Below are 25,490 nucleotides of genomic sequence, written 5' to 3'. Positions count from 1 at the left end.
TTTTTGGGTTGCCTGGAGCAACGGGTGGAGAGGCGCGGATGATTCCTGAGCGGATCAGGTGGGCGGTCGACGTGGTCGCACCACAGCCCGCGGAGCGCTTGCTGGAGATCGGTTGCGGCCCGGGCGTGGCCGCCGAACTCGTCTGCGCCCGGCTCACGCGCGGGCATCTCCTCGCGACGGACCGCTCACCTGTCGCCGTCACGCGGACGACCAATCGCAATCGCGCGGCGGTCTCGTCGGGCCGGCTCGCCGTCCGGCAGGTCGCGCTGAACGACCTCGACCTGGTCGACGGCGAGCTCGACAAAGCCTTTTGTGTGAACGTGAATCTCTTCTGGGTCGGCTCGGCCCAGCGTGAATTGCAACTACTGGGCCGAGCACTTCGATCAGGCGGCCGGTTGTTCATTCTCTACGGCGCTGACGGCCCGACCGGCTCGGACCGCATCACGCCGAAAGTCGCCGAGGCTTGCCGGACGGCCGGCTTCGCCGACGTCGAGACCCTCAGTGCGGATCACGGCATCGGCGTCACCGCGCAGGCGCCCTGACGATTCTCAGTCCCGGCGGGTGAAGCTGAGGGTCTCGCCGCGGACGCCGCCCATCCAGAGGTCCTGGCAGGCGGCGGCCAGTTCGTCGAGCCCTTCGACGATCGTGCCGAAGACATTGCCCGGGATCCAGCCCTGGTCCCCGTTGATCAGCAGGTTGTTCCGGCCGTAGAACAGCGCCAGGTCGACGATCGCGCCGGTCGTCCCGGTCCCGGTGGTGTTCTCGTACCCGTACGCCGGGTTGCCCAGGTCGTCGGAGTCGAACGAGAACCAGCACAGGTCGCCCGGGATCGGCGTCACCGTGGTGTTCTCCTTGCCCGGGGCAACCGCTGTGAACCCGGGCAGCAACGTGTAGATCTCGTTCCGCGCGTACTTCCCGTGGAACACCTGACCGCTCAACGGCAACGCGTCCCATACCGCCGCGCAGGTCCGGGGCGCCGCGTCGTCGAGCAACCGGGCGACCCCGCTCACCCCGCGCTTGTCCAGCGACACCGTGATGTACCTGCTCATCGAGCCTCCTCAGCCAGAAGTACGGGAGTACGGTCGTGCCAGTCGGTCGCGGCCTGGTACGCCTGGCCGACCCGCAGGACGAGCGCGTCGGCATGCCGGGCGCCGACGATCTGCAACCCGATCGGCAGCCCCGCGGACGTGAACCCGCACGGCACGCTCAACGCGGGCTGCTGGGTCAGGTTGAACGGGTAGGTGTACGGCGTCCAACTCGTCCAGTCCGGCGAGGTGGATCCGTCCGGTACGTCCTGCCCGACGGGGAACGCCGCCAGCGGCAGCGTCGGCGTGATCAGCACGTCGTACGTCCGGTGGAACTGGCCCATCAACCGGCCGAGCTCCATCCGGACCGCGGTCGCGTCGAGGAAGTCCGACGCGGTGTAGTCCGCCCCGGCTTCGGCGGTCCGCCGGAGTCCCGGATCGACCTTGTCGCCCACGGCGTCGCCGTACCCCTGGAGGACCTTCGCCGCGCCGGAGAACCAGAGCACGTTGAACGCCTCGATCGGATCCGCGAACCCGGGATCCACCTCGTCGACCTTCGCGCCGGCGTCGGCGAGTACGTCGATCGCGGCGCGGACCGCGGCATCCACCTCGGGGTCGTTCCGGACGAACCCGAGATCCGGGGAGAACCCGATCCGCAGCCCGGCGACCCCGTCGTCCAGGCCGTCCAGGAACGAGGAGATCGGGGTCGGCATCGCGGACCAGTCGCGCGCGTCGTACCCGCTGATCACGTCGAGCAGGGCCGCGTTGTCCTTCACGGTCCGCGTCATCGGTCCCGCGTGCGACAACGTGCCGAACGCGCTCGGCGGGAAGAGCGGGATCAGCCCGTACGTCGGTTTGAGCGCGACCGTCCCGGTGAACGCCGCCGGGATCCGCACCGATCCACCGCCGTCCGTCCCGACCGACCACGCCCCCATCCCGAGCCCGACCGCGGTCGCCGAACCACCGCTCGATCCACCACTCGTCTTCGCCGGATCCCACGGGTTGCCCGTCGCACCGAACTTGGACGAGTCGGTGACGCCCTTCCACGAGTACTCCGGGGTGGTGGTCTTGCCGAGGATCACGGCGCCGGTCTCCCGCAACCGCGCGACACAAGGCGCGTCCTCGTCCCACGGTCCGGCCTCGTCGATCAAGGTACTGCCGCGCAACGTCGGCCAGCCGCGGGTCCAGAGGGCGTCCTTGATCGAGGTCGGTACCCCGTCACCGGGACCCAGTGGTTCCCCTGCCCGCCACCGGGACTCCGACTCCTTCGCGGCGGCCAGAGCACCCTCGGCGTCCACCAGCACGAAGGCGTTCACCCGCTCGCCGAATCGCTCGATCGCCTCCAGCGCAGCCCTGGTCGCCTCCACCGGCGACACCGTCCCGAGCCGATACTCGGCCACCAACTCAACAGCCTGCGGAACCCTCAACCCAAACCTCCAGCACCGTCGAACCCTCACCGACCCCCGCAAGACCACCGCACGACCGACCCGTCACCCCCACCCGACGCCGATCCCACCAGCCCCCACCCCACCACCACCACGCCCGGAATCTTCAGACCCGGACTCTCCTGTCCTGCCGGCCCTCGCGCGACCCCCGGCCGGGCCGGCGGCATCCGCTGTCGACGCATCGCCTGCCGAGGCGTTCGGAGGTACTGGTCCGGGGACGTAGCCGAGCTTCTTGTCCACGACGTTCAGGAGCGGCTCGTCCGCCAACCAGCGGCGGACGTTCTCGGCGAACTGGGCGGCGAGCACCTCGCGCCAGCCCACGACGTCGCCGGACATGTGCGCCGTGATCGTCAGGTTCGGCGCGTCCCACAACGGGTGATCGGCCGGCAACGGTTCCTCGTCGAACACGTCCAACGTCGCCCCCGCGAGCTGCCCGTCCTCGAGCGCCGCCAGCAACGCCGCGTTGTCGACAATCGGACCGCGAGCAATATTCACCAGTTGCGCATCCGGCTTCATCGCCGCGAGCACGGCCGAGTCCACCAACCCCCGCGTCTGTTCGGTCAACGGCACCGCCAGCACCAGGTGGTCGCACCACCCGACCTCGCCGGCAAGGTTGCTACTAGCAACCACCTCGCCGAAGTCGGGATCCCCGGATCGCGCCGTCCGGCCGACGCCGCGGACCTCCGTCCCGACGGCCCGCAGCAACCGGGCGATCTCCCGCCCGATCCCACCGGTACCGACCACCAGCGCCCGCGAACCGGCGACACTCCGGGTCTCCCGATACCGCCACTCGTGCCGCCGCTGGTACTCGTAACCGCGCCGTGAGTCCTTGGCGTGCGCGATCACCGCGCCGAGCACGTACTCCGCGATCGGCCGGTCGAAGACTCCATGGGCATTCGTCACCACCACGTCGGAGTCCCGCAGTTCGTCGAAGAGCAACGTGTCGACACCGGCCGCCGTGACGTGGATCCACTCCACCGATCCGGCATCCGGCCACACGTCACGGAGCGCCGTCGAGAAGTAGTCCCACAACATCAGCCCCCGAGCACCGCGGACCGCCTCGGCCAATCCGGCGGCGTCGCAGTACCGGAACACGACGCCGAGCGACTCCAGATCCTCAAGCCCTGGGGGCCGATCCGTGGCCCGCTCGCACAACACGGCTACGACGGACCGCACACCACGGTCCGCCCTGTCGTGGCCCTCACGGCCCGTGGTCGTCGGCACACGTTCGAGGCTAGGAATCGATCCGTAGGATTGTCAACAATCCCTTGCTGGACGCCAGCCAAGGACCCCACACTGAGTCCCATGACCGAAGCTCACCCCGGCACCCCCGCCGCGGCCGGCCAAGACTCCGCCGCTCTGCAAGCGGCCTCGGAGCACCCTGAGCCCACCGCGCCGGCACACCGCCGTCTCCGCGCTCCCCGTCGGATCCGCCCGGGAACAGCCGCGCCCCTCGCACCCCACCCCGACCCGTCCACCCGGACAGCACCCCCGACCCGGTCCGGTGCAGGAACCGAGGCGCAAACGGTCGACGCGGCGACGGAGGCTTCGACGGAAGCGTCGGCTGGAGGGCAGGCGACGGCTGCGGCGAACGAGGCTGCGCCTGGAGCTGTCCCGCGTGTCACGGCGGGAGCTGTACCTGGTCTCGCGCCGGGTGCCCAGGCTGGAGCTGTGGCTGGAGCTGTGGCCGGAGCCCTGCCCGGTGCTGCGCCGGTTGGAGCTTCAGATGGGCATGAGGGTGTGGTTGGTGGGGGTGGGGTGACGGCTGGGCTTGGGGTTGCTCGGTCTGGGGTTCTGCATCTTGTGGAGCCTGCTGTGCTGCGGGCTGTTTGGCCTGCTGAACCTGAGCTCGACTCACCGCACGTGCGTCCGCCTGCAGGGCGGCGTCAGGCCGCGGGCGGCTCGGGAGCTGGGATTGGTTCTGATCGGGTGGGGGTGAGTGGTTTGCCTTCAATTGGTTCGGGTCCGCCGCTACTGCAGACGGGGATCGGGGTGGTTGCCCCTTACGACTTCGCGCTGGACCGGGAGCTGTGGCGCTGGGTTCCGGACGACGTCAGCCTCTACCTGACCCGGATGCCGTACGTGCCGCTCGCCGCGACCGTCGAGATGGCCATGCACATCTCCGAGCCGGCCCTGGTCGCCCGTGGTGCGATCGACGTCCTCGCGGTCTCGCCACTCGTCACCGCGTACGCGTGTACCTCGGGCAGCTTCATCGGTGGGCTGTCCGGCGAGGCGGCCCTGGTCGCCGCGATGGAGGAGGCCGGTGCTCCCGCCGGCGTCACCACGAGCGGGGCCCTCCTGATCGCGCTCCGGCATCTGGGGATCACCCGGATCGCCGCCGTCACGCCGTACACCGAGGACCTGACCGACGGCCTCGGCGCGTACCTCGCGGAGGCCGAGGTGGAGGTCGTCGCGACCGCCGGGCTCGGGTTGACCTCCGAGATCTGGACGGTGCCGTACGCGACCACGATCGACCTGGTCCGCGACACGGACACGCCTGACGCCGAGGCCGTCTTCGTGAGCTGTACGAATCTGCCCACGTACGACGTGATCGCCGCGCTCGAGGCGGATCTGGGCAAGCCGGTGCTGACCGCGAACCAGGTCACGATGTGGGCCGCGTTGACGCTCGCCGGGCGCAAGGCCGTCGGTCCTGGCCAACGTCTGCTGGAGCGGTGAATGCCTGCCGACATCCTGATCCAGGCGGTCGACGCCGGGGAGTACGCGGATCGGCTGCGGCGCGTGCGCGAGCGGATGCGGGAACACCAGTTCGGGGCGCTCGTCGTAGCCGACCCGGCGAACCTCTTCTACCTCACCGGGTACGACGCCTGGTCCTTCTACACACCGCAGTGCCTCGTCGTACCGCTCGACGGTGAGCCGCATCTGTTCGCGCGGGCGATGGACGCGGCCGGGGCGGCCTTCACCTGCAACCTCCGGGCCGAGCAGATCCACGGGTACCCCGAGGAGCTCGTCCACCGGCCCGACGTGCACCCGTTCGACTGGATCGCGGCCATCGCCCGTGAGCTGATCCCGAAGGGCGAGCTGGTCGGGTTCGAGGGCGACGCGCACTTCTTCTCGGCCCGCGCGTACCTTGCCCTCAGCAACGGGCTGCCCGGGCACCGGCTGGTCGACTCGGCCGAGCTGGTGAACTGGGTCCGGCTGGTCAAGTCGCCGCACGAGCTCCAGCAACTCCGGATCGCCGGCTCGATCGCCGAACGCGCGATGCGGATCGCCTGCGACCAGCTGATCCCCGGCCGGCGGCAGTGCGACCTGGTGGCCGAGATCCTCGCGGCCCAGGCGATCGGGACCCCGGAACACGGCGGCGACTACCCCGCGATCGTGCCGATGCTGCCGACCGGCGACGCGGCCGGTACCCCGCATCTGACCTGGACCGATCGCCCGTTCCGGCAGGGCGACGCGACCACGATCGAGCTGGCCGGTGTCTTCGGCCGGTACCACGCGCCGCTCGCCCGGACGGTGATGCTCGGCGAACCCCCGTACCGCCTGACCGAGACGGCCAAAGTGGTTGCCGAGGGCATGCGGGCCACGCTGGAAGCGATCCGCCCGGGGGTGACCGCCGAGAGCGTGCACCGGGCGTTCGACGACGTGATCCGGGCGCACGGGCTGCGCAAGGAATCACGGATCGGGTACTCGATCGGGATCGGGTACCCGCCCGACTGGGGCGAACGGACCGTGAGCCTGCGCCCGGCCGAGACGACCGAACTCGCGGCCGGGATGGCGTTCCACGTCATCCTCGGGATGTGGATGGACGGCTGGGGCTACGAACTGTCCGAGCCCGTCGTCGTCTCCCGGACCGGGGTGGAACGCCTGACCGATCTTCCGCACGAACTGACCATCAGGAGGTAACCAAGTGCCGACCAGGGTGAAACTCCCGTACGCCGAACGCGCCGCCGGGCTTGTCGGATCGGTGATCGACTCGAGTACGTCGCTGCTGCACAAGCAGTCGCACGACATCGTTCGGCTAGCGATGGGCAGCCCGGCGGCCGAGGCGGTCCCGTCGGAGATCCTGGCCGGGATCGCCGAGGTCGAGCTGAGCAAGTCCGACGCGTACGACTACGCCGCGACCGAGGGCGATCCGCCGTTGCACGCCGCGTTGCTGGAGATGCTGCGCGGGACCAGCGACGAGACCACCGCGGATCGGCTGACGATCACGGCCGGCGGGATGCAGGGGCTCGACCTGTTCTGCAAGATCTTCGTGGACCCGGGCGACCTGGTGGTGGTCGAGTCCCCCACCTATACGAACGGCAGCGCGACCGCCCTCTCGTACGGCGCCACACTGCTCGAGGTCCCCGTCGACGACGACGGGATGGACGTGGACGCGCTGGCCGACCTGGTCGCCGCGGCCGGGCGCGTCCCGAAGGCGATCTACACGATCCCCACGTTCCAGAATCCGTCCGGCGCTACCCTCTCGCTGGAACGACGGCACCGCCTCCTCGACCTCGCGCGCGAGTGGGGTTCGATGGTGCTCGACGACGACCCGTACGGGCTGCTCCGGTTCGAAGGCGACCCGTTGCCGACGTTGCGGGAACTCGGTGCCGGTGATCCGCTGGTGTTCGCGGTCCGCACGTTCTCGAAGATCGTTGCCCCCGGCCTCCGGGTCGGCTGGGTGGACACGGTGCCCGAGTTGCAGCCGCTGCTGATCAACGCGAAACAGGCGATGGACACCTGTACGAACCTGCCCGCGCAACGGCTCCTGCACGGGTTCCTCACCGGCGGCCATCTGGAGGACCACCTGGTCACCCAGCGCGCGGAGTACAAGCGGCGCAAGGAGGCCATGCACGAGGCGCTGCGCGAGCACTTCGGCGACATCGCGCGATGGACCGATCCGGAGGGTGGGTTCTTCCTCTGGGTCACGCTGGACAACGGCGTCGACGCGGAGAAGCTGTTCCCGGTCGCGCTGACCGAGGGGGTCGCGTTCATCCCCGGCTCGGCCTTCTCCCCCAGCGGCCGCTTCACGGACGCGCTCCGGTTGTGCTTCGCCTCGACTCCCCCGGATCGCATCCACGAGGGCGTCCGCCGCCTTCGCCGTGCCGTCGATCTCCTCGCCAAATCCTGACCCTGAGGTGACCGCGTGACCATCTCCTCCGCCGAGCAGGCCGTGCTCGACACCATCGACGAGGCCTGGCTCGTCGACCTGACCCAGTCGTTGCTCAGGGCTACTGGGCAGAACCCGCCGGGCGACGAGGCCGCGACGGTGGCGGTCCTCGGCGACGCCGCCCGCAAACTCGACCTGGATGTGGTCGAGACCGTCGTCGAACCAGGCCGGTCCAACCTCAGCATCACGGTCGAGGGCGGCGACGGTCCCGGCCTGCTCCTGCTCGGCCATACGGATGTCGTTCCGATCGGGGACGGGTGGACGAAGGATCCGTTCGGCGGCGTCCTGGAGAACGGTCGCCTGTACGGTCGCGGCGCCTCCGACATGAAGGGCGGTCTCGCGGCTTCGCTGGCGGCGATGTCCGTACTGCGCGGCGCCCGGCTGAGCGGGCCGATCGAGCTCGCCGCCCTGGTGGACGAGGAGGAGACGGGCAAGGGCATCCGCGCGTACGTCGAGACCACGCGGCGCCCGTTCCTCGGTTGCATCACCGCGGAACCGACCGACCTGCAGACGATCATCGGCGCGCGCGGCGACTCGTACCTGCGGGTCGAGGTGCACGGTCGCGCCTGCCACGCGGGCAACCCCGGCGACGGCGCGAACGCGATCTACGGCGCGGCCGCGGTCGTCGCCGAGATCGAACGCCTGCACGCGGAACTTGCCGAGAGCCCCCATCCGCTGCTCGGCCCGGCCACCTGGAGCGTCGGCCGGATCGACGGCGGTACGGGCGGCTCGATCGTGCCGGCTGAGTGCGTGATCGTCGCCGACCGCCGGTTGTTGCCGGGCGAATCACCGGCCGCCGTGCTCGACGATCTACGCACCCGGGTCGCGGCGCTGCGGCTGGAGGATCGTGGCCTCACCGTCGACCTGGTGATGCCGATGGAGATGCCCGCCTTCGAGACTCCGGCCGATGCCGAGCTGGTCCGGGCCACGGACGCCGCGCTGTCGGCTGCTGGTGGTCCGGGTCTGCCGCTCGGTGGTTGGACGGCCGCGTGTGACGGCGGGTTCGTGGCGCGCGATCTCGGCGTACCGGTCGTTGTCCTCGGCCCCGGTTCGGTGACGACGCAGGCACATCGGGCCGACGAATCCGTTGCCGTGGACGACCTTCTCGTGGCCACCCGCACCTACGTCCTGACCGCGTTGCGCCTGCTGGGCTGAGGGTTTGGTGTTGGTGCGAGAACCGGTCGGGGCGTGACTGCTACTTGCCGAGCAGCTGCTGTCGTGCTGCGCGTTCCTCGAAGACCTCGTCCCGGCGTACCGCGGACTCCGCGAGTGCACGCTCTCGGTCAGCCGGCGTGAGGTGGTCGACGTACAAGGTGCCGTCGAGGTGCTGGGTCTCATGGATGAGGCAGCGGGCGAAATAGCCCGCGGCCTCGAGCGTGAACGGGCGGCCGTCCAGGTCGAACGCGTGCAGGGTCGCCCTGGCCGGACGTGCGAGCGGCGCCCTCGCTCCCGGGACCGAGAGGCATCCCTCGCTCGCGTCCTCGTCACCGAAGAACCCGGACGCCGCCTCGACGCGCGGGTTGAACGCGTGCCCGAGATGCCGAACCCCGTCCTCGTCGGTCAGGTCGTACACGAACAACCGGGCGTCCAGGTCGACCTGGTTCGCCGCCAGGCCGCAGCCCTCGGCGATCCACATCGTCGTGAACAGATTGTCGACAATCCCCGCCCACCGCTCGGCGCCGAACTCGGTCACCTCCCGGCAAGGCCGGTGCAGGATCTCCTCGCCGTACTCGGTGATGCGCAGCGGCGTACCCCGCCGGATCTCGTCGGTGAGCTCGGGCAGACGACGGACCGGACGGCCCTGGACGAAGGTCGGCATGCAAAGACCGTACTTTGCAAAGCTGGCTCTTTGCAAAATCTGCGACTAGGGTTGTCCACGTGCCTATCCGAAGGTCGAGCCGGCGAGGTCCCGTGCACGGCCACCCGCTGCGCGACGCTCTGCTCGAGCTGATCGACCGCGACGGCACGACCACGTCGACCCTCGCGGCGAAGGAGCTGGGTGAGAGCACCGGGTCCTGTTCGTTCCACCTCCGCCGACTGGAAGTACTCGGCCTGATCGAGCCGGATCCGGAAGCAACCGGCCGGGTGAAACCGTGGCGCCGGGTCCCGACCACGCAGGCGTCGCTGAACCGCGAACTGGAGGACGTCGCGTACGCGTCGTGGCTGCAGCAGAAGTCGTCGGACGATCAGGACTTCGCTTTCAGCGAGGTCGTCGCCCTGACCGAAGGCCAACTCACCGAACTCCGAGCCCGCCTGCACCGAGTCCTCCACGACTTCACCAGGACGATCCCGATCCCCAAAGACACAACCCCCACAGCAGTCATCATCCGTGCCTTCCCCATCCAGGAGTAGGACCTTTCCTACTCGTCACGGTCGAGGGCGTCGGCGAGGAGTTGGGCGAGGTGGAGTGGGTGTCGGGTCGTGCCGTGGGTGATCTGGGTGCGGCAACTGAACCCGTCGGCAACGATCGCCGTCTGCTCGTCGGCCTCGCGCACCGCCGGCAGGAGGACCCGCTCCCCCACCGCCTTCGACACCTCGTAGTGATCCCGCTCGAACCCGAAGTTCCCCGCGAGCCCACAACACCCCGCATCCGGCACGACCGCCTTGATCCCGGCCGCCGCCATCACCGACCGATCCGCGTCGAACCCGAGCACCGCATGCTGATGACAATGCGTCTGCACCAGCGCCTCTCCCCCGACCTGGGGCGGCTTCCACTCCGCCTGGTCGAGGAACTCCGCGAACGTGTACGTCGAAGCCGCCGCCGCGACTGCGAGCTTGCTCCCCTCAAGGAGCTCGGGCGCGTCCTGCCGTAGTGCCGCCGTACAACTCGGCTCCAACCCGACGATCGGCGTACCGGCGGCCAGGTGCGGAGCCAGCGCACGCAGCGACCGCTCCATCACGGTCTTCGCCATCCCCAACTGCCCGGTGGAAACCCAGGTCAGCCCACAACACACCGGCTTCTCGGGCAGCACCACCTCGTACCCAGCAGCCTCCAGCACCTCGACCGCGGCCCGCCCGATCTCCGGCGCCAAGTAGTTGGTGAACGTATCCGGCCACAACACCACCCGCCCCTTGCCACCCCCGACCTCGCCGCCCGGCACCTCACCGCCCTGGCCCTCGGCGCCGCGGCGGCCGGCCATCGCGTCCTGGCTCGGCTGGGAGTTGCCTCGGGCAACGAACCAGTCGGTGAAGCTCTGCTCGGCGAACGCCGGCACCTCACGCTGCTCTGCGATACCTCCGAGCCTCTTGACCAGCGCCGACTTCGTCACCTTGTTGACAATCCGCGGCGCCCGCGACGCGATCCGGGACCAGACCGGCAACCACCCCATCGACCAATGCGACAACGGCCGCGCCCACGGCCTCCGCGCGTAGTGGTGATGCGTGAACTCCGCCTTGTACGTCGCCATGTCCACGTTCACCGGGCAGTCCGACTGGCAGCCCTTGCACGACAGACAGAGGTCGAGCGCATCGCGGACCTCGGTCGACCGCCAGCCGTCCGTGACCAGGTCGCCCTCGAGCATCTCCCACAGCAGATGCGCCCGGCCGCGGGTGGAATGCAGTTCCTCACGCGTCACCTGATAACTCGGGCACATCACCCCGCCCGACGTCTGGCGGCACTTGCCGATCCCGACACACCGCCGCTGCGCCTGCGCGAAGTCGTGATTGTCGTCCGCATACGCGAACACGGTCAGCAGCTTGCGATCCTTCGCCGGACCGTCGTGCCTGATCCCCGCGTCGACCGGAAGAGGGTCGACAATCACACCAGGGTTCATCACCCGGCGCGGATCCCAGATGTCCTTCATCTCCGTGAGCAGCCGCACCCCGTCCTCGCCGTACATCCGGGCGAGCAGCTCCGAACGCGCCCGGCCGTCGCCGTGTTCGCCGGACACCGAGCCGCCGAGCGAGACGACGAGGTCGGTCGCCTGTTCGACGAAGTCCCGGTACGTCGCGAGCCCGCGGCGGCTGAGCAGGTCGAAGTCGATCCGCATGTGCATGCAGCCCTCGCCGAAATGCCCGTACGACGCGCCCGACAACCCGTGCTGCCCGAGTACCTCGTCGAGCCCGCGCAGGTAGTCGCCCAGCCGCTCCGGTGGTACGGCGGCGTCCTCCCATCCGCCCCAGGCCTCGGCGCCGTCGGCCCGGCGAGTCGCGAGGCCGGCCGCGTCGGTACGGCATCGCCACAGCACGCTCTGAGCACCAGGATCGGTGACGAGCGAGGCGGACGCCGGCGAGCCGGAATCGCGGAGTTCCTCGAGCATCTTCCGCGCGGCAACGGCGGCCGACGCCTCGTCCTCACCGCCCATCTCGACCAGCAACCAGGCCTGTCCCGCGGGCAGCCCGGCCTCGACCGCGGCGTCGCGAACCTCGGAAGGAAGCCGTTCGACGAGGTCGAGGTTGATCGACTCCATCGTCAGCGGGCCGTGCCGCAGCACCACGGGCACGCAGTCCGCCGACGAGATCGAGTCGGCGAAGCCCAACACGCAGAGCACCTTCGCCGCCGGCAACGGAGTCAGTGCAACGGTCGCCTGCAGAGTCGCGGCGAACCCGCCCTCGCTTCCACAGAGCAGCCCGGCGACGTCGTACCCGTTCCCCGGCAGCAGCCGGTGCAGCGCGTACCCGGAGATCTGCCGCGTGAACTGCCCGAACCTCCGCCGGATGATCAGCTCGTTCCGATCGACGAACCCCTGCAACCGCCGATGCAGCTCCCCCTCCGCCCCACCCCGCCCAGCAAACCCTTCCCGGTACCGAGCAACCTCCTCTGCCGATCCGGCGAGTCCCGCGTCGAAGGTGCAGCGGGTCCCGTCGGCGAGGAGAACGTCGAGGGAGCGGACGTTGTCGGCCGTCGTCCCCCAGGCGACCGAGTGGGCGCCGCACGCATTGTTGGCAATCATCCCGCCGAGCGTCGCGCGACTCCCCGACGACGGATCCGCGCCGAACGCGAGCCCGTAGGGCCGAGCCGCGGCCAGCAGATGGGTGAGCACGACCCCCGGTTCCACGATCGCGGTCCGGGCCTCCCGATCGATGCCGAGGATCCGGTTCACGTGCCGGGAGGCGTCGATCACCACCCCACCGATCGCGTTCCCCGCCATCGACGTACCGCCGCCGCGCAGCGTCACCGGAGCACCCGCGGCGGCGGTCAGCCGGACCGCGGTCGCGAGGTCGTCCTGGTCCGCCGGGACCACGACGACATCGGGCACATCGCGGTAGTTCGACCCGTCGGCCGCGTACAAGGCCCGGCTTCTCGTGTCGTCGCCGACCGTGCCACGAAGGTTCCCCCGCAGCTCGCGGGCGAGACCGGTCACGTCGTACGCAGCTGGGGTTAACATTGTCGACAATCTACCTATTTCGTTGTCGATCATCCAGGGAGACAGCATGGTCACAGTAGGCCTCCTCTACCCGGGTCACAGCGCGGAAGACGACTACCCGGCCCTCGAGGCCAGACTGGACGGTGCGGTCCGGCTCCCGGTGGTGATCACTTCCGTCGGCGAGGACGCCCACCGGGTGGACGCGCTGCTCGACCTCGGCCGCGCGGAACGTCTGGCCGACGGCGCCGCCGAGCTCGCGGCGGAGCGACCCGACGCGGTGATGTGGGCCTGTACCTCGGGCAGTTTCGTCTTCGGTCCCGAGGGCGCGCGCAACCAGGCGTCCGGCGTCGCGGCCGCGGTCGGTGCGCCGGCCTCGTCGACCTCGATCGCGTTCGTGGACGCGCTGAACCATCTCGGCCTCACCAAGGTCGCCATCGCCGCCTCGTACCCCGAGGACGTGGCCGGTCACTTCGTCCGGTTCCTCACCGCCGGCGGGACCGAGGTGGTGTCGATGGGCAGCCACGGGATCATCACCGCGGCCGAGGTCGGCACGCTCGCGGCCGACCAGGTGATCTCGATGGTGAAGGCGGCCGACCACCCGGACGCCGAGGCGATCCTGGTGCCCGACACCGCGATGCACACACTGGCGATCGTCGACGAACTCGAGGCCGCGGTCGGCAAACCGGTCCTCACCGCGAACCAGGTGACGGTCTGGAAGGGGCTTCAGCTGGCGGGCCCGGTACCTTCTCTCCCAGGGTTGGGATCACTCTTTGGAGAGCAACAGTGACAAACTTCATCGAGCCGCTGGTTCAGCAGTCGACGCCGAGCATCATCGCCGACAAGCTGCGCCAGGCCATCGGCCACGGGGAATTGAAGCCCGGCACCCAGCTGGGCGAGGCCGACCTGGCCCGCAAGCTCGGGGTCAGCCGCGGGCCGCTGCGCGAAGGCATGCAGCGGCTCACCCAGGAAGGGCTGCTGGTCGCCATTCGCAACCGCGGGCTGTTCGTGGTCGACATGACGCCCGAGGACGTCCGCGACATGTACCTGGCCCGCGAGGCGGTCGAGCGCGCCGCCGCCCGGAAGATCCTCGAAGGCGACGACCACGCCGCGGCCGGCGACGAGCTGCTCCTCGTCGTCGACCGGATGGCGGCCGCGATCACGCCGGCCGAGGTCGGCGAGGTCGACATCACGTTCCACGAGCGGCTGGTCGAGCTCGCCCGCAGCCCGCGGCTGTCGCGCATCCACCAGACGTTCATCACCGAGACGCGGATGTGCATCCACGCCCTCGAGGAGACCTACTCCGCGTCCGAGGTCCGCGTCGAGGAACACCGGGCCCTCGCCACCGCCATCCGCGCCGGCGACCTCCAACTCACCGACGAGCTCGTGATGGCCCACATGGACGACGCCATCGAGCGCCTCACCACCCGCTGACCGCCGCCAGTACGACCAGCGCGCGGCCGTCGAGCGAACGCGCGCTGTCCGGGTGTACCGGAACGCGCCGCCCGGACGACGCGCACCGTCCGGCGAGCTACGGCTGGATCGGGGCGAAGAGTTCCAGCTGGATGTTGTCGTGATCGCGGAACACCAGCACCGAGGCGTACGGCTCGTCGGCGATCGGTGACTGGGTCAGCGGCTTGTCGGCCGTCTCGGCCCGGACGACGCCGTGCGCTTCGAGGTGGTCCTGCCAGGCTTCGAGGTCGGCGCGGGTCGGGACGCTGAAACCCGCGTGGTCGAGTCCGGTCCGGATCTCCGCGCACAACCGGCCGTCGTTCGCGTCGTGGTGATGCAGCGCGATCATCAGCTGCTGGTCGGGGTCGGCGAGGATCCGCCCGACGCCGCCCGGATGCGGGACGTCCATCACCGGATGAACGCCGAAAACCTCCCCGTACCAGCGGACGCTGGCGTCCAGGTCGGTGACGGTCAACGCGAGGTGGTGCAACCGGGCCGGGCTGACAGTGCTCGGCGCGGGCGGGTTCGTGGGCGTGGTGGACATCGGGTGCCCCCTTCAGGAACTGGGTCTCGCGAACTCCGCGAGGAACATCCGGACCACGTCGTCGACGAGCCGGGTCCACCGGTCGCCGCCCGGGTCGTTCGCGACCTGCTGGTCGACCAGACCGGTCGTCACGGCGGTCCAGATGTCGAGGTGCCGCTGGTCGTGCACGCCGTTGCGTGCGAGGAGCCCGCGGGTCGCCTCGAGGGCGCGCACCGCAAGCTCGTACGACTCCGCCGACGGTACGAAACCGGGGACGGAGTGCTGGAACAGGAGCTGGTACCGGGGGACGTCGGACACGCCGAACTCGACGAACGCCCGCGCGTCCGTGAGCAGGTCCTGGCGCGGGTCGTCGGTCGTCGGCAGCGCCGCCTTGAGATCGGCGAACGTCCGCGCGGCCTCGGCGAACATCGCGTCGACGATCGCGTTCTTCGACTCGAAGTACGCGTACACCGTCGGCGTGGTGATGCCGGCCCGCTTGGCCAGTTCGCGCAGGGACAATGCGGTCAGCCCGTCCTCGCGGACCAGCTCCCAGGCAGCCGCCAGTACCGCGGCCCGGGCGCCCTCCCGCCGAGCCTCACGCCACCCTCCGGACGGCTGCCTTACCACAGTTCGAATTATTTGTACGCCGTATAAGATTGTCAACAATCCAGTGGTGGCCACCTTGTGCGGCGTGATCCCGCCTACTGCAGCGTGATCCCGATGTACTTCGTCTCCAGGAACTCGTCGATCCCGACCGACCCACCTTCGCGCCCGAGGCCGGACTGCTTGATCCCGCCGAACGGCGCCGCCGGGTTCGACACGACGCCCTGGTTGAGTCCGACCATGCCGGTCTCGAGCGCCTCGGCGACCCGCAGCGCGCGGCGCAGGTCGTTGGTGAACACGTACGACACCAACCCGTACTCGGTGTCGTTGGCGGCCGCGACCACCTCGGCCTCGTCCGTGAACGGGGTCAACGGCGCGACCGGGCCGAAGATCTCCTGGTCGGCCATCCGCGCGTCCCGCGGTACACCCGTGAGCACCGTCGGCGGGTAGAAGTACCCGTTGCCTTCGGCCACCGATCCCCCGGTGAGCACGGTCGCACCGCGGTCGACGGCGTCCGCGACCAGCGACCGCACCTTGCCCAGCCCGGCCTCGTCGATCAGCGGTCCGACCTGCACGCCTTCGGTGGTGCCGCGGCCGACCGTCATCGCGCCCATCCGCTCGGCCAGCCGGCGGCCGAACTCGTCCAGGACCGACGCGTGCACGTAGATCCGGTTGGCCGCGGTACACGCCTCGCCCATGTTCCGCATCTTCGCCGCGATCGCGCCGGTCACCGCCTCGTCCAGGTCGGCGTCCTCGAAGACGATGAACGGGGCGTTGCCGCCGAGTTCCAGGGACGTCCGCAGTACCTTCTCGGCGCACTGCTCCAGCAGGATCCGGCCCACCTTGGTCGAACCGGTGAACGACAACTTCCGCGCCTGCCCGGACCGGATCAGCGGTTCCATCACGCCACCGGCGTCCATCGCGGTGACGCAGTTGACCACGCCGGCCGGGACGCCGGCCTCGTCCAGGATGCCCATCAACGCGAGCATCGACAGCGGCGTCTGGTGCGCCGGTTTGATCACGCTCGTACAACCGGCCGCGATCGCCGGGCCGAGCTTGCGCGTCCCCATCGCCATCGGGAAGTTCCACGGCGTGATCAGCAGACATGGGCCGACCGGCTGCCGCGCGACCAGGAACCGCGCTCCCCCGGCGGGCGCGGTCTGGTACCCACCGTCGATCCGGACCGCCTCTCCCGCGAAGTGCCGGAAGAACTCGGCCGCGTACGTGATCTCGCCGCGCGCCTCGGCGAGCGGCTTGCCCATCTCCAGCGTCATCAGCAGCGCGAGCTCGTCGATCCGCTCGTGCAGCAACTCGAAGGCGCCGGTGAGCATGTCGGCGCGTGCCCGTGGCGAGGTCGCGGCGAACGCGGCCTGCGCGGCGACGGCCGCGTCGAGCGCGGCCCTACCATCCGCAGGCGTGGCATCCGCTACCGCGCACAGCTTCCCCCCGGTGGAAGGGTCCACGACGTCGAAAGTTCCCCCGTCCGACGCCTCGACCCATTGCCCGTCGATGAACAACCGCTTCTCGACGTTGTCGACGACCTTGGCCTCGTCCTGCTCGCTCATCCGAACCCCTTCACCGGCGCGATCACCTCAGATACGCTGATTGTCGACAATCTACCCGTCGACAGGCAAGGGGAAGGGGAAGGCCGTGGCTGAGCTCTCGCAGATCCTCAAACAGGCGACCGGCGTCATCGCCGCCCGTGGTGAGGGCGTGCTGCTCTACGACGAGGACGACCGCAGATACCTCGACTTCACCGCCGGCATCGGCGTGACGAGCACCGGCCACTGCCATCCGCGGGTGGTCGAGGCCGCCCAACGTCAGGTCGGAACGCTCATCCACGCCCAGTACACGACCGTGATGCATCGCCCGCTGCTCACCTTGGTCGACCGGCTCGGCGAGGTCCTCCCGGCCGGGCTGGACCGGATGTTCTTCGCGAACTCGGGCAGCGAGGCGATCGAAGCGGCGCTCCGCCTCAGCCGGCAGGCGACCGGGCGGCCGAACGTCATCGTGTTCCACGGCGGCTTCCACGGCCGGACCGTGGCGGCGGCGTCGATGACGACCTCGGGGACCAAGTTCCGGTCCGGGTTCAGCCCGCTGATGTCCGGCGTCCACGTGTCCCCGTTCCCGGATCCGGGCCACTTCGGCTGGCCGGTCGAGCAGGCGACCGACTTCGCCCTCGCCCAGCTCGACTACGTGCTGCAGACCCTGAGCACGCCGGCCGACACGGCCGCGTTCTTCGTCGAGCCGGTGCTGGGCGAAGGCGGATACGTGCCCGCGAACGAACGGTTCCTCGCCGGACTCCGCGAGCGAGCCGACCAGCACGGGATCCTGCTGGTCGTCGACGAAGTACAGACCGGCTTCGGCCGGACCGGGAAGTTCTGGGGCGGCGACCACTTCGACGCCAAGCCCGACATCCTGGTCACCGCCAAGGGCCTCGCGTCCGGATTCCCGCTCTCGGGGATCGCGGCGTCGTCGGCCCTGATGGAGAAGGCGTGGCCCGGTTCGCAGGGCGGCACGTACGGCGCGAACGCGGTCGCCTGCGCCGCCGCGATCGCCACCCTCGACGTGATCCAGGACGAGCACCTGGTCGAGAACTCCGCCGAACGGGGCGCCCAACTCAAGCAAGCCCTGCAGACCGTCGCGGACAAGCACGAGCAGATCACCGACGTCCGCGGACTCGGTCTGATGATCGGCAACGAGTTCCGCGACGCCAACGGGAAGCCGGACCCGGTCACGGCGGCCGCTGCTCAACAAGAGGCGGCGCGTCGTGGTCTGCTCCTGCTGACCTGCGGGGCGTGGGGCCAGGTGGTGCGGTTCATCCCGGCGCTGGTGGTCAACCCGGCCGAGATCGACGAAGCAGCAAGCATCTGGTCCGACGCGGTGAGCGCCGTCGTCTCCTGATTCGCCGCACCCCGGTACCGAGGTCGGCGCCGGGTGCGGAGGAGAGACGGAATCAGGGGGCGTCGGTGGGTACGGGGACCCGGGGACCGGGATCGGAGCCCCGGTCCCCGGGACCGACGGACCCGGGGACGGTGGTTGACTCTGACACGGTGTCAGGGCCTAGACCGGTGGCATGAGAGAACTCGCGTACTGGACCGCCACCGAGCTCGCCGACGCGATCCGGGCCGGCGAGGTGACGTCGCTCGAGGTGACGACCCAGCTCCTCGATCGGATCGCGGCCGACACCACCGTCAACGCCATCGTCGAAACCCGCACCCCACAAGCCCTCGCCGCCGCCACCGCAGCCGACGAAGCAGCCAATGATGCAGCAGGTGAAGTAGCCGACAATGTGGTCGATCCGGCGGCTGATCGCGAGCTCGGGCCACTGCACGGAGTACCGATGACAGTGAAGGAAGCCTTCAACGTCGCGGGGCTGCGGACGACCTGGGGTGAGCCTGCGTTCGCCGAGTTCGTGGCCGGCTGGGATGCGACCGTCGTCCAGCGGCTGGCCGCGGCCGGGGCGATCATTGTCGGCAAAAGCAATGTGCACACGATGCTTGCCGACTTCGGGCAGACGACGAACGACCTGTACGGCCGGACGAACAACCCGCACGACCCGACGCGGACTCCCGGTGGTTCCGGAGGCGGAGGTGCGGCCGCACTCGCCGCCGGGCTCACCTATCTCGAATTCGGCTCGGACCTCGTCGGCTCGATCCGCCTCCCGGCAAGCTACTGCGGCGTCTACGGCCTCCGCCCAACAGCAGGCGTCGTACCCCTCCGCGGCTTCCAACCGCCCGACGCCCCGTCGCCGACAGAACCATCGAACTCGTCGGCCGCGGACCATGGATCGCAGCCGGGGTCGAAGGCGGCGGCCGAGTCGAAGGCGGCGGCCGAGTCGGCTGGTTCACCGACGTCGGCACAGGCTGACTCACCGGCACCGGCGCAGGTTGCTTCGCCGGTGTTGGAGTTGGAGGTTCCGCAGTTGTCTGTTGTCGGGCCGTTGGCGCGGTCGGCGGCGGATCTGCGGACTGCTCTCGTGGCGACCGGTGGACCCGTGGGTGCGCGTGAGGCTTGGCGGTTGCGGCCTTGTCGGCGTACTCGCCTGAACGAGTTCCGCGTTGGTGTTGCGCTCGATCATCCGGCGGCGCCGGTGACGAGCGAGGTGGGCGCGGTGTTGTCCGACTTGATGGACGACCTGGCGCGGCGGGGCATGCAGATTGTCGACAGTTGGCCGACCGGTGTCGAGGCGGGCGAGATGTCGGAGGAACTCGGATTCCAGGTCGAGCTGTTCTTCGCGCTCTACGGAGGCGACCCGAACTTCGCCTCACTTGGCGAGATCCTCGACCACGAACGTCGGCGGATGGCCGCGCGGGAGAGGTGGCGCACCTACTTCGAGGACGTCGACGTGTTCTTGAGTCCGACCTCCTTCACTGCGGCGCCTCCGCACGACGATCGCCCGTACGACCAACGAACGATCAGCACGTCCCAGGGCGAGCGGCCGTACACCGACCAGGTGTTCTGGATCGCCCCGGCGTCGTGGCTCGGCCTCCCCGCGTTGAGCATGCCGGCCGGGCGTACGCCGGGCGGACTGCCGGTCGGACTCCAGGTGATGGGCGACCGGCACGCCGACGACACCGTGATCACGTTCGCGGAGCTGGTAGCTGGCTGACACTTTGCTGGACAGGCGGGAGCGACTTTTGTTGACAATCGGCGACTTCGCACGGCACGGCCGGGTGTCGGTACGAATGCTGCGGCACTACGACGGTCTCGGCCTGCTGCGACCGGCGCACGTGGACTCGGCGACGGGATACCGGTACTACGACGCGAGGCAACTGTGGGACCTCAACCAGATTGTCGCGTTGAAGGATCTCGGGTTCTCGCTCGACCAGGTCGGCGCATTGCGTGCGGCCGATCTCAGTACCGATCAACTCCGTGGATTGTTGACAATGCGCCGCGCGGAACTGGAGGCCGAGCTCGCCGATCGCGAATCCCGGCTGCTCGAGGTGGAGTCCCGGCTACGGGCGCTGGAACTGGAGGACCAGTCCGCGTTCGACATCGTGGTGAAGGAGCTGCCGGCGGTACGGCTGGTCGCACTCACGGCGACGGCGGCGACCTTCACTCCCGAGGACATCGGCCCGGTGATTCGTCCGTTGTGCGCCGAGCTCGGTGATCGGTTGTCGGCGGCAACTGTCCGCCCAACTGGCCACCTTGTCTGCTTTTACGCACGAGTTCCAGACCGCCGCAACTCTCCGGACGATCGGCAGGCGGACGAGGACGAGGTACGGATCCACGCCGCGGTACCGGCCGACGTCTCCCCCGGCGACGAACTCAACGGGCTGATTGTCGTCGATCTACCGGCTACGTCCGCTGCCACGACGATTCACCGGGGCCCGATGAGCGGCGTACTCCCAGCCTGGCAGGCGTTGGCGCGATGGGTCGACGAAAATCGTCGACAATCCGGCCGGCCATCCCGCGAGCTCTACCTCGAATCCCCCGAAGACGAGTCCCACTGGGTCACCGAACTCCAGGAACCACTCGCCTGAGGCAATCGATGGATTCCGCCGAACAGCGCTTGCGCACCGACCGCCGCGTCCCCTACGTACTGGCTTTCACCGCTGGGATACAGGGCTGTCGCCGCTGGGGATAGAGAGCTGCCATCGCTGGTGATACACAGGGCTGTCGCCGCTTGGTGCCAGGTGTGCGAGACCGGCCGCACACCTTCAGGTCGGGGTGACCTGGAGATGTGCGGCCGGTCCGTTTCAGCTGGTCAGGCTCTGGTGGGTTCGGGCTCCAGGGCAACCGGGGGCGGGGCGTCTTCGGTCCCCGGGGTTTCCGTTCCGTTGAGCGGACAACGGGTGGTCTCCGGGACCTTGAGCAGGGCGATGCCACCGACGATGCAGGCGGCCATCATGTAGTACGCCGGCACCAGACCGTCGCCGGTCTTCTGGGCCAGCCAGTCGTTGATCGCCGGCGCGGTACCGCCGAACAGCGAGGTGGAGACGTTGTACGCGATCGCGAACCCGGCGTACCGGACGTGGGTCGGGAACATCGCGGGGAAGGTCGCCGAGATCGTGGCCAGCTGGGGCACGTAGAGCAGACCCAGGACCGCGAAGCCGATGATCGCGCCACCGACACCCGAGCCCATCAACAGGAACATCGGGACGCCGGCGATGAACAACCCGATCAGCGAGAACCACCACAGCGGTTTGCGGCCGACCCGGTCCGACAAGCGGCCGGCGAACGGGACGAACACCATCATCGCGAGCATGCCGATGATCGGTACCACCAGCGACTGGTCGGAGCTCAGCCCGATCTCGCTCTCGAGGTACGTCGGCATGTAGGTGAGGAGGGTGTAGTTGACGACGTTCAGCGCGACAACCAGGCCGCCGAGTTGCAGGATCGGCTTCCAGTAACCGGAGAGCAGATCCTTGAACTGTGTCGCGGTCTGCTCCTCCTTCTGGCCCTTCGCCTCCAGCTCGCGGAACACCGGAGTGTCCTCGAGCTTGCTCCGCAGGTAGATGCCGACGAGGCCGAGCGGCGCGGCGACGAGGAACGGAAGTCGCCAGCCCCACGCGTGCATCCGGTCGTCACCGAGGATCAGGGAGAAGCCCAGCATCAGCAGGGCACCGAACGCGAACCCGGACAGGGTGCCGAACTCCAGGAAGCTGCCGAGGAATCCCCGGCGACGGCTCGGCGCGTACTCCGCCATGAACGTTGCCGCGCCACCGTATTCACCACCGGTGGAGAAGCCCTGGATCATCCGGAGCAGCACCAGCAGGATCGGGGCCCAGAGGCCGATCGAGTCGTACGTCGGCACGAGTCCGACGCACAGGGTCGCGCCGGACATCAGCAGGATCGTGATCGCGAGTACCTGCTTGCGCCCGAGCCGGTCGCCGAGCGGGCCCCAGATGAGCCCACCGAGCGGCCGGACCAGGAACGAGACCGCGAAGGTCATCAGAGCGAGCAGTGTCGCGCTCTCGGTGTCACCGGGGAAGATCGCCGCGGAGATGTACGTGACGCCGTAGGCATAGATGCCGTAGTCGAACCACTCGGTGGCGTTTCCGATCGCCGATGCGGCGATCGCTTTCTTGAGCACACCTGGGGGCGGCTCGGTCTCGACTGTGGGTGGCTGCGCCTGTTCGGAACCCACCGGGTCCTCCTCGTCGTAGTTCGACATACCTCCCGCAGGTGCCCACCTCACGCCACCGCATGCAGTGACGAACACCGCAGAGGAATGGTCGTAGTTTTGTTGACAATCCGAAGGTTAGCCATGTGCGATCGTGAACCACAAGCGATTGGCCGCTACCTGACGGTGAGTTTGTGACCTTGATCGGCCGAGTCGGACACGCGGTGGCGAACGGGGTTATCACGGGTCACAGGGGCCTGGAAGCCCCCGCGCCGCGCATGTCTGGATTGTCGACCGGCGAACAATCCGGCCGTCGACGGACACCTCTGGTGACGACACGGGTACTTACTGCGCCCGTTCGCCTCCGGGTCCGGGTGTCGGTTTATGGGGCCAGGGAGGCGAGGCCGGCGGTGATGATCTGGATGCCGAACTCGAAGCGTTCGTCGCCCGACCCCCCGGCAGTGAGAGCCGGCGCCAGGGCGACGGTGAGCGGGAAACGGCTGGAGTCGAGGGACTCGAAGTACGTGCGGAGGTCGGCGACGAAGGTCTTGATGTCCGCTTCGGTCCACTCGGCGGCGCGTTGGACGCTCTCCTCGAAGGCGGTCGCGGTGACGTAAAGCGGGATCAGGTCGACGGCCCACGCGGCGGCCTGGTCGGGGACGTTGCCGGCCTTGAGGATCGCGAGGAGCTGCTCGGTGGTGAGCATCGCGCGCTCCCCCAGCGGGACCTGGCCGATGGCGGCGCGGGCGACCCCCGGGTACGCGCGCAGGACGCGGAGCATCTCGCGCATCGCTTCCTTCAGTTGCTCCTGCCAGCGGGCCGGATCGGGTTCGGGGAAGCGCATCTCCTGGGCGGCGCGGTCGACGAGGAGATGGTCGAGCTCCTGCTTGTTCGCCACGTGGGCGTAGAGGGAGGCCGGGCCGGTACCGAGCGCCTGGGCGACCTTGCGCATCGAGACGGCCTCGTAGCCCTGGTCGACCAGGAGCCCCATCGCGGCGTCGACGATGCGGTCGCGGGTGAGCGGCTCGCGGGAGGGGCGGGCCGGCTTCGCGGGGCTGATGGGCTGCCAAGGCGACTGACTCATGCGGACCACTGTAGCGAACACCGTACTTGACTAGAACGGTGTTCGCGCGTAGAACGGTGTTCGTTAGCGAACACCATTCGTCATTCTGGGAGCAACGATGACTACCTCAACCACTCCGCCGGGTCAGGCCGGTGAATTGAGAAAGGACCGCAGGCCCGCGCCGGACGTCGAGGACGCGCAGCGCGGCACGAATCCGGCCGATGCGAAGGCCGGCACGTCAGCGGGCCGGCAGCCTGGTTCGGCTTCTGCGGATGCGCAGGCTGGTTCGGCTTCGGCGGGCGGGCAGGCTGGTTTGGCTTCGGTGGATGCGGAGGCTGAAACGACGCCGGCGTATCGGTGGCGGTGGATTGTGCTCGGGACCGTTCTGGTCGCCGAGATCATGGATCTTGTCGACGCGACGATTGTCAACATTGCGGCGCCGTCGATCCGGAACGAGCTGGGCGGGTCGACGTCCGCGCTGCAGTGGATGCTCGCGGGGTACACGCTCGCCTTCGCGATCGGGCTGATCAGCTTCGGCCGGCTCGGGGACCTGGTCGGGCGGCGACGGCTGTTCGTGATCGGTGCGGTCGGCTTCACGGTGGCTTCGGCGTTGTGCGGGGTGGCGAACTCCCCCGAGATGCTGATCGGGAGCCGGGTGGCGCAGGGGTTGCTCGGAGCGGTGATGATCCCGCAGGGGTTCGCGATCATGAAGGCGGTGTTCCCGCCGCACGAGATCGGCAAGGCGTTCGCGATGTTCGGGCCGGTGATGGGATTGTCGGCAGTCGCCGGGCCGGTACTCGCCGGGGTGCTGATCGACGCGGACTGGTTCGGCGCCGGGTGGCGGATGATCTTCTGGATCAACGTGCCGATCGGGATCGTCGCGATCGCCGGCGCGCTGCGGTATATGCCCGAGGTGAAGACGCCGGGAGCTCGCGGTCTCGACGCCGCCGGAGTGATTCTCGTCAGCCTCGCGTCCGGGTTGCTGATCTACCCGCTCGTCCAGGGGCGCGAGCTCGACTGGCCGCTGTGGTCGATCCTGATGATGATCGCGTCCGTGCCCGCGTTCGCGCTGTTCGGCTGGCGCGAGCGGCGGTCGGGGAACCCGGTGATCGACCCGTCGCTGTTCCGCAGTCGCGGGTACGTCGCGGGGCTCGGCGTGATCACCACCTTCTTCCTGGCGATGTCCGGATTCACGCTGGTGTTCAACCTGTTCACCCAGCTCGGTCTGCACTACAGCCCGCTCAAGGCCGGGCTCGCGATGGTGCCGTTCTCGCTCGGGATCGCGATCGGCGCGCCGCTGTCCGGCGGACTGCTCGCGCCGAGGCTGGGCCGGCGGGCGCTGCAGCTCGGGATCGTGGTGATGACGCTGGCGATGGTCGGCGTGTGGTTCACGCTGCGGGCCCACGGGACCGCGACGACGATCTGGGACCTGGTGCCGGCGACGCTGTTCGTGGGGATCGGGGCGGGCATGGTGTTCGCGCCGCTGTTCGACATCATCCTCGCGTCGATCGACGACCAGGCGGCGGGTTCGGCGTCCGGCGTCCTGACCGCGGTCCAGCAGTTCGGCGGCGCGATCGGGATCGCGGTGATCGGGACGATCTTCTTCCAGCTGCTGCCGGCGCACGAGTTCCTCGGCGCGGCGAAGACGAGCACGCTGGTGTCGGTCGGGCTGTTCGTGGTGAGCCTGCTGGTCTCGACGCTGCTGCCGGCGCGGGCGCGGCAGGGTGCACCGGCGCACTGAGGTGAGGACGATACGCGCCCCACGCAACGAACCTCGCGGTGGGGCGCGTCGCCATCAATGGGTCGGAGCGCGGTACGCCGGTGCGGGGTCATGGGCGTGGGGGTCGGGTTGCGTGGGGTGGGTTCGCTGGGGGCGTGGGAGTGTTTGGGTGTG

The 25,490-nt window shown here is 69.3% G+C and carries 22 protein-coding genes; 12 read left to right on the top strand and 10 right to left on the bottom strand.

Annotated elements, in window-relative coordinates; genetic code table 11:
* Positions 1-98 precede the first annotated feature (98 nt).
* On the top strand, positions 99-542 hold the full coding sequence (locus tag FB561_RS22375; RefSeq protein ID WP_170284740.1) for a class I SAM-dependent methyltransferase: 444 nt from the start codon (positions 99-101) through the stop codon (positions 540-542).
* A 6-nt stretch (positions 543-548) separates the two neighbouring features.
* Here the strand turns inward: FB561_RS22375 and FB561_RS22370 are convergent, their stop codons facing one another.
* The 3 genes from FB561_RS22370 to FB561_RS22360 are packed head-to-tail and all read right to left on the bottom strand — an operon-like array spanning position 549 to position 3,694.
* The gene (locus tag FB561_RS22370) at positions 549-1,049 is read right to left on the bottom strand and encodes a DUF3830 family protein (protein ID WP_145809829.1); all 501 of its coding nucleotides are present in this window, start codon (positions 1,047-1,049) and stop codon (positions 549-551) included.
* Positions 1,046-2,482, bottom strand: a complete 1,437-nt coding sequence (locus tag FB561_RS22365; RefSeq protein ID WP_272952557.1) for an amidase — start codon at positions 2,480-2,482, stop codon at positions 1,046-1,048. The genes FB561_RS22370 and FB561_RS22365 overlap by 4 nt, the downstream gene beginning before the upstream one ends.
* 33 nt (positions 2,483-2,515) lie before the next feature.
* Positions 2,516-3,694 (bottom strand): D-2-hydroxyacid dehydrogenase, encoded by a 1,179-nt coding sequence (locus FB561_RS22360; protein WP_238334975.1) that lies wholly within the window; start codon positions 3,692-3,694, stop codon positions 2,516-2,518.
* 768 nt (positions 3,695-4,462) lie between these two features.
* On the opposite strand from FB561_RS22360, the gene FB561_RS22355 reads away from it, so the two are divergent.
* Genes FB561_RS22355 through FB561_RS22340 form a run of 4 tightly spaced genes read left to right on the top strand, consistent with a single transcriptional unit; the run spans position 4,463 to position 8,738 of the window.
* Positions 4,463-5,146, top strand: a complete 684-nt coding sequence (locus tag FB561_RS22355; protein WP_238334974.1) for a maleate cis-trans isomerase family protein — start codon at positions 4,463-4,465, stop codon at positions 5,144-5,146.
* Entirely contained in the window at positions 5,147-6,334 is a 1,188-nt protein-coding gene (locus tag FB561_RS22350; protein ID WP_145809822.1) for a M24 family metallopeptidase, read from the top strand.
* Between the two features lie 4 nt (positions 6,335-6,338).
* On the top strand, positions 6,339-7,544 hold the full coding sequence (locus FB561_RS22345) for an aminotransferase-like domain-containing protein (protein ID WP_238334973.1): 1,206 nt from the start codon (positions 6,339-6,341) through the stop codon (positions 7,542-7,544).
* A 15-nt stretch (positions 7,545-7,559) separates the two neighbouring features.
* Positions 7,560-8,738, top strand: coding sequence for a M20 family metallopeptidase (locus FB561_RS22340; protein WP_145809820.1), 1,179 nt, complete (start codon positions 7,560-7,562; stop codon positions 8,736-8,738).
* Positions 8,739-8,778: 40 nt separating this feature from the next.
* Here FB561_RS22340 and def read toward each other — a convergent pair whose 3' ends face one another.
* Entirely contained in the window at positions 8,779-9,402 is a 624-nt protein-coding gene (gene def, locus FB561_RS22335) for a peptide deformylase (protein WP_145809817.1), read from the bottom strand.
* 59 nt (positions 9,403-9,461) lie between these two features.
* Between def and FB561_RS22330 the strand changes: the two genes are divergently transcribed.
* The gene (locus FB561_RS22330) at positions 9,462-9,935 is read left to right on the top strand and encodes an ArsR/SmtB family transcription factor (protein ID WP_145809815.1); all 474 of its coding nucleotides are present in this window, start codon (positions 9,462-9,464) and stop codon (positions 9,933-9,935) included.
* Between the two features lie 8 nt (positions 9,936-9,943).
* Here FB561_RS22330 and FB561_RS22325 read toward each other — a convergent pair whose 3' ends face one another.
* Positions 9,944-12,910, bottom strand: coding sequence for an FAD-binding and (Fe-S)-binding domain-containing protein (locus FB561_RS22325; protein WP_145809813.1), 2,967 nt, complete (start codon positions 12,908-12,910; stop codon positions 9,944-9,946).
* A gap of 46 nt (positions 12,911-12,956) precedes the next feature.
* On the opposite strand from FB561_RS22325, the gene FB561_RS22320 reads away from it, so the two are divergent.
* Complete coding sequence (locus FB561_RS22320) at positions 12,957-13,676, top strand: maleate cis-trans isomerase family protein (protein ID WP_202880701.1); 720 nt, start codon at positions 12,957-12,959, stop codon at positions 13,674-13,676.
* Positions 13,673-14,320: a GntR family transcriptional regulator gene (locus FB561_RS22315; protein ID WP_145809810.1), complete on the top strand. Its 648-nt coding sequence runs from the start codon at positions 13,673-13,675 to the stop codon at positions 14,318-14,320. Before FB561_RS22320 ends, FB561_RS22315 begins: the two co-directional genes overlap by 4 nt.
* Before the next feature lie 97 nt (positions 14,321-14,417).
* Here FB561_RS22315 and FB561_RS22310 read toward each other — a convergent pair whose 3' ends face one another.
* From FB561_RS22310 to FB561_RS22300, 3 genes are all read right to left on the bottom strand, one after another.
* On the bottom strand, positions 14,418-14,882 hold the full coding sequence (locus FB561_RS22310; RefSeq protein WP_145809807.1) for a VOC family protein: 465 nt from the start codon (positions 14,880-14,882) through the stop codon (positions 14,418-14,420).
* A 12-nt stretch (positions 14,883-14,894) separates the two neighbouring features.
* Positions 14,895-15,488 carry a TetR/AcrR family transcriptional regulator gene (locus FB561_RS22305; RefSeq protein ID WP_238334972.1) on the bottom strand — a complete coding sequence of 198 codons (594 nt, stop codon included), beginning with the start codon at positions 15,486-15,488 and terminating at the stop codon, positions 14,895-14,897.
* 74 nt (positions 15,489-15,562) lie between these two features.
* On the bottom strand, positions 15,563-17,029 hold the full coding sequence (locus tag FB561_RS22300) for an NAD-dependent succinate-semialdehyde dehydrogenase (RefSeq protein WP_145809805.1): 1,467 nt from the start codon (positions 17,027-17,029) through the stop codon (positions 15,563-15,565).
* Between the two features lie 85 nt (positions 17,030-17,114).
* Here FB561_RS22300 and FB561_RS22295 point away from each other — a divergent pair, with 85 nt between their 5' ends.
* The 3 genes from FB561_RS22295 (at position 17,115) to FB561_RS22285 (ending at position 20,950) form a co-directional block, all read left to right on the top strand.
* Complete coding sequence (locus tag FB561_RS22295; protein ID WP_145809802.1) at positions 17,115-18,368, top strand: aspartate aminotransferase family protein; 1,254 nt, start codon at positions 17,115-17,117, stop codon at positions 18,366-18,368.
* A 172-nt stretch (positions 18,369-18,540) separates the two neighbouring features.
* Positions 18,541-20,076, top strand: coding sequence for an amidase family protein (locus FB561_RS22290; protein WP_145809799.1), 1,536 nt, complete (start codon positions 18,541-18,543; stop codon positions 20,074-20,076).
* 31 nt (positions 20,077-20,107) lie between these two features.
* On the top strand, positions 20,108-20,950 hold the full coding sequence (locus tag FB561_RS22285; RefSeq protein WP_238334971.1) for a MerR family transcriptional regulator: 843 nt from the start codon (positions 20,108-20,110) through the stop codon (positions 20,948-20,950).
* 224 nt (positions 20,951-21,174) lie between these two features.
* Here the strand turns inward: FB561_RS22285 and FB561_RS22280 are convergent, their stop codons facing one another.
* Both FB561_RS22280 and FB561_RS22275 read right to left on the bottom strand, forming a co-directional pair.
* The gene (locus tag FB561_RS22280; RefSeq protein WP_145809795.1) at positions 21,175-22,584 is read right to left on the bottom strand and encodes an MFS transporter; all 1,410 of its coding nucleotides are present in this window, start codon (positions 22,582-22,584) and stop codon (positions 21,175-21,177) included.
* 331 nt (positions 22,585-22,915) lie between these two features.
* Complete coding sequence (locus FB561_RS22275; protein WP_145809793.1) at positions 22,916-23,617, bottom strand: TetR/AcrR family transcriptional regulator; 702 nt, start codon at positions 23,615-23,617, stop codon at positions 22,916-22,918.
* Between the two features lie 349 nt (positions 23,618-23,966).
* Between FB561_RS22275 and FB561_RS22270 the strand changes: the two genes are divergently transcribed.
* Complete coding sequence (locus FB561_RS22270) at positions 23,967-25,337, top strand: DHA2 family efflux MFS transporter permease subunit (RefSeq protein WP_202880700.1); 1,371 nt, start codon at positions 23,967-23,969, stop codon at positions 25,335-25,337.
* Positions 25,338-25,490: the final 153 nt, after the last annotated feature.

Origin of the sequence: Kribbella amoyensis (assembly GCF_007828865.1) — a bacterium.
GTDB classification, from domain to species: Bacteria; Actinomycetota; Actinomycetes; order Propionibacteriales; family Kribbellaceae; genus Kribbella; species Kribbella amoyensis.
This window is presented reverse-complemented; position numbering and strand designations above follow the sequence as displayed.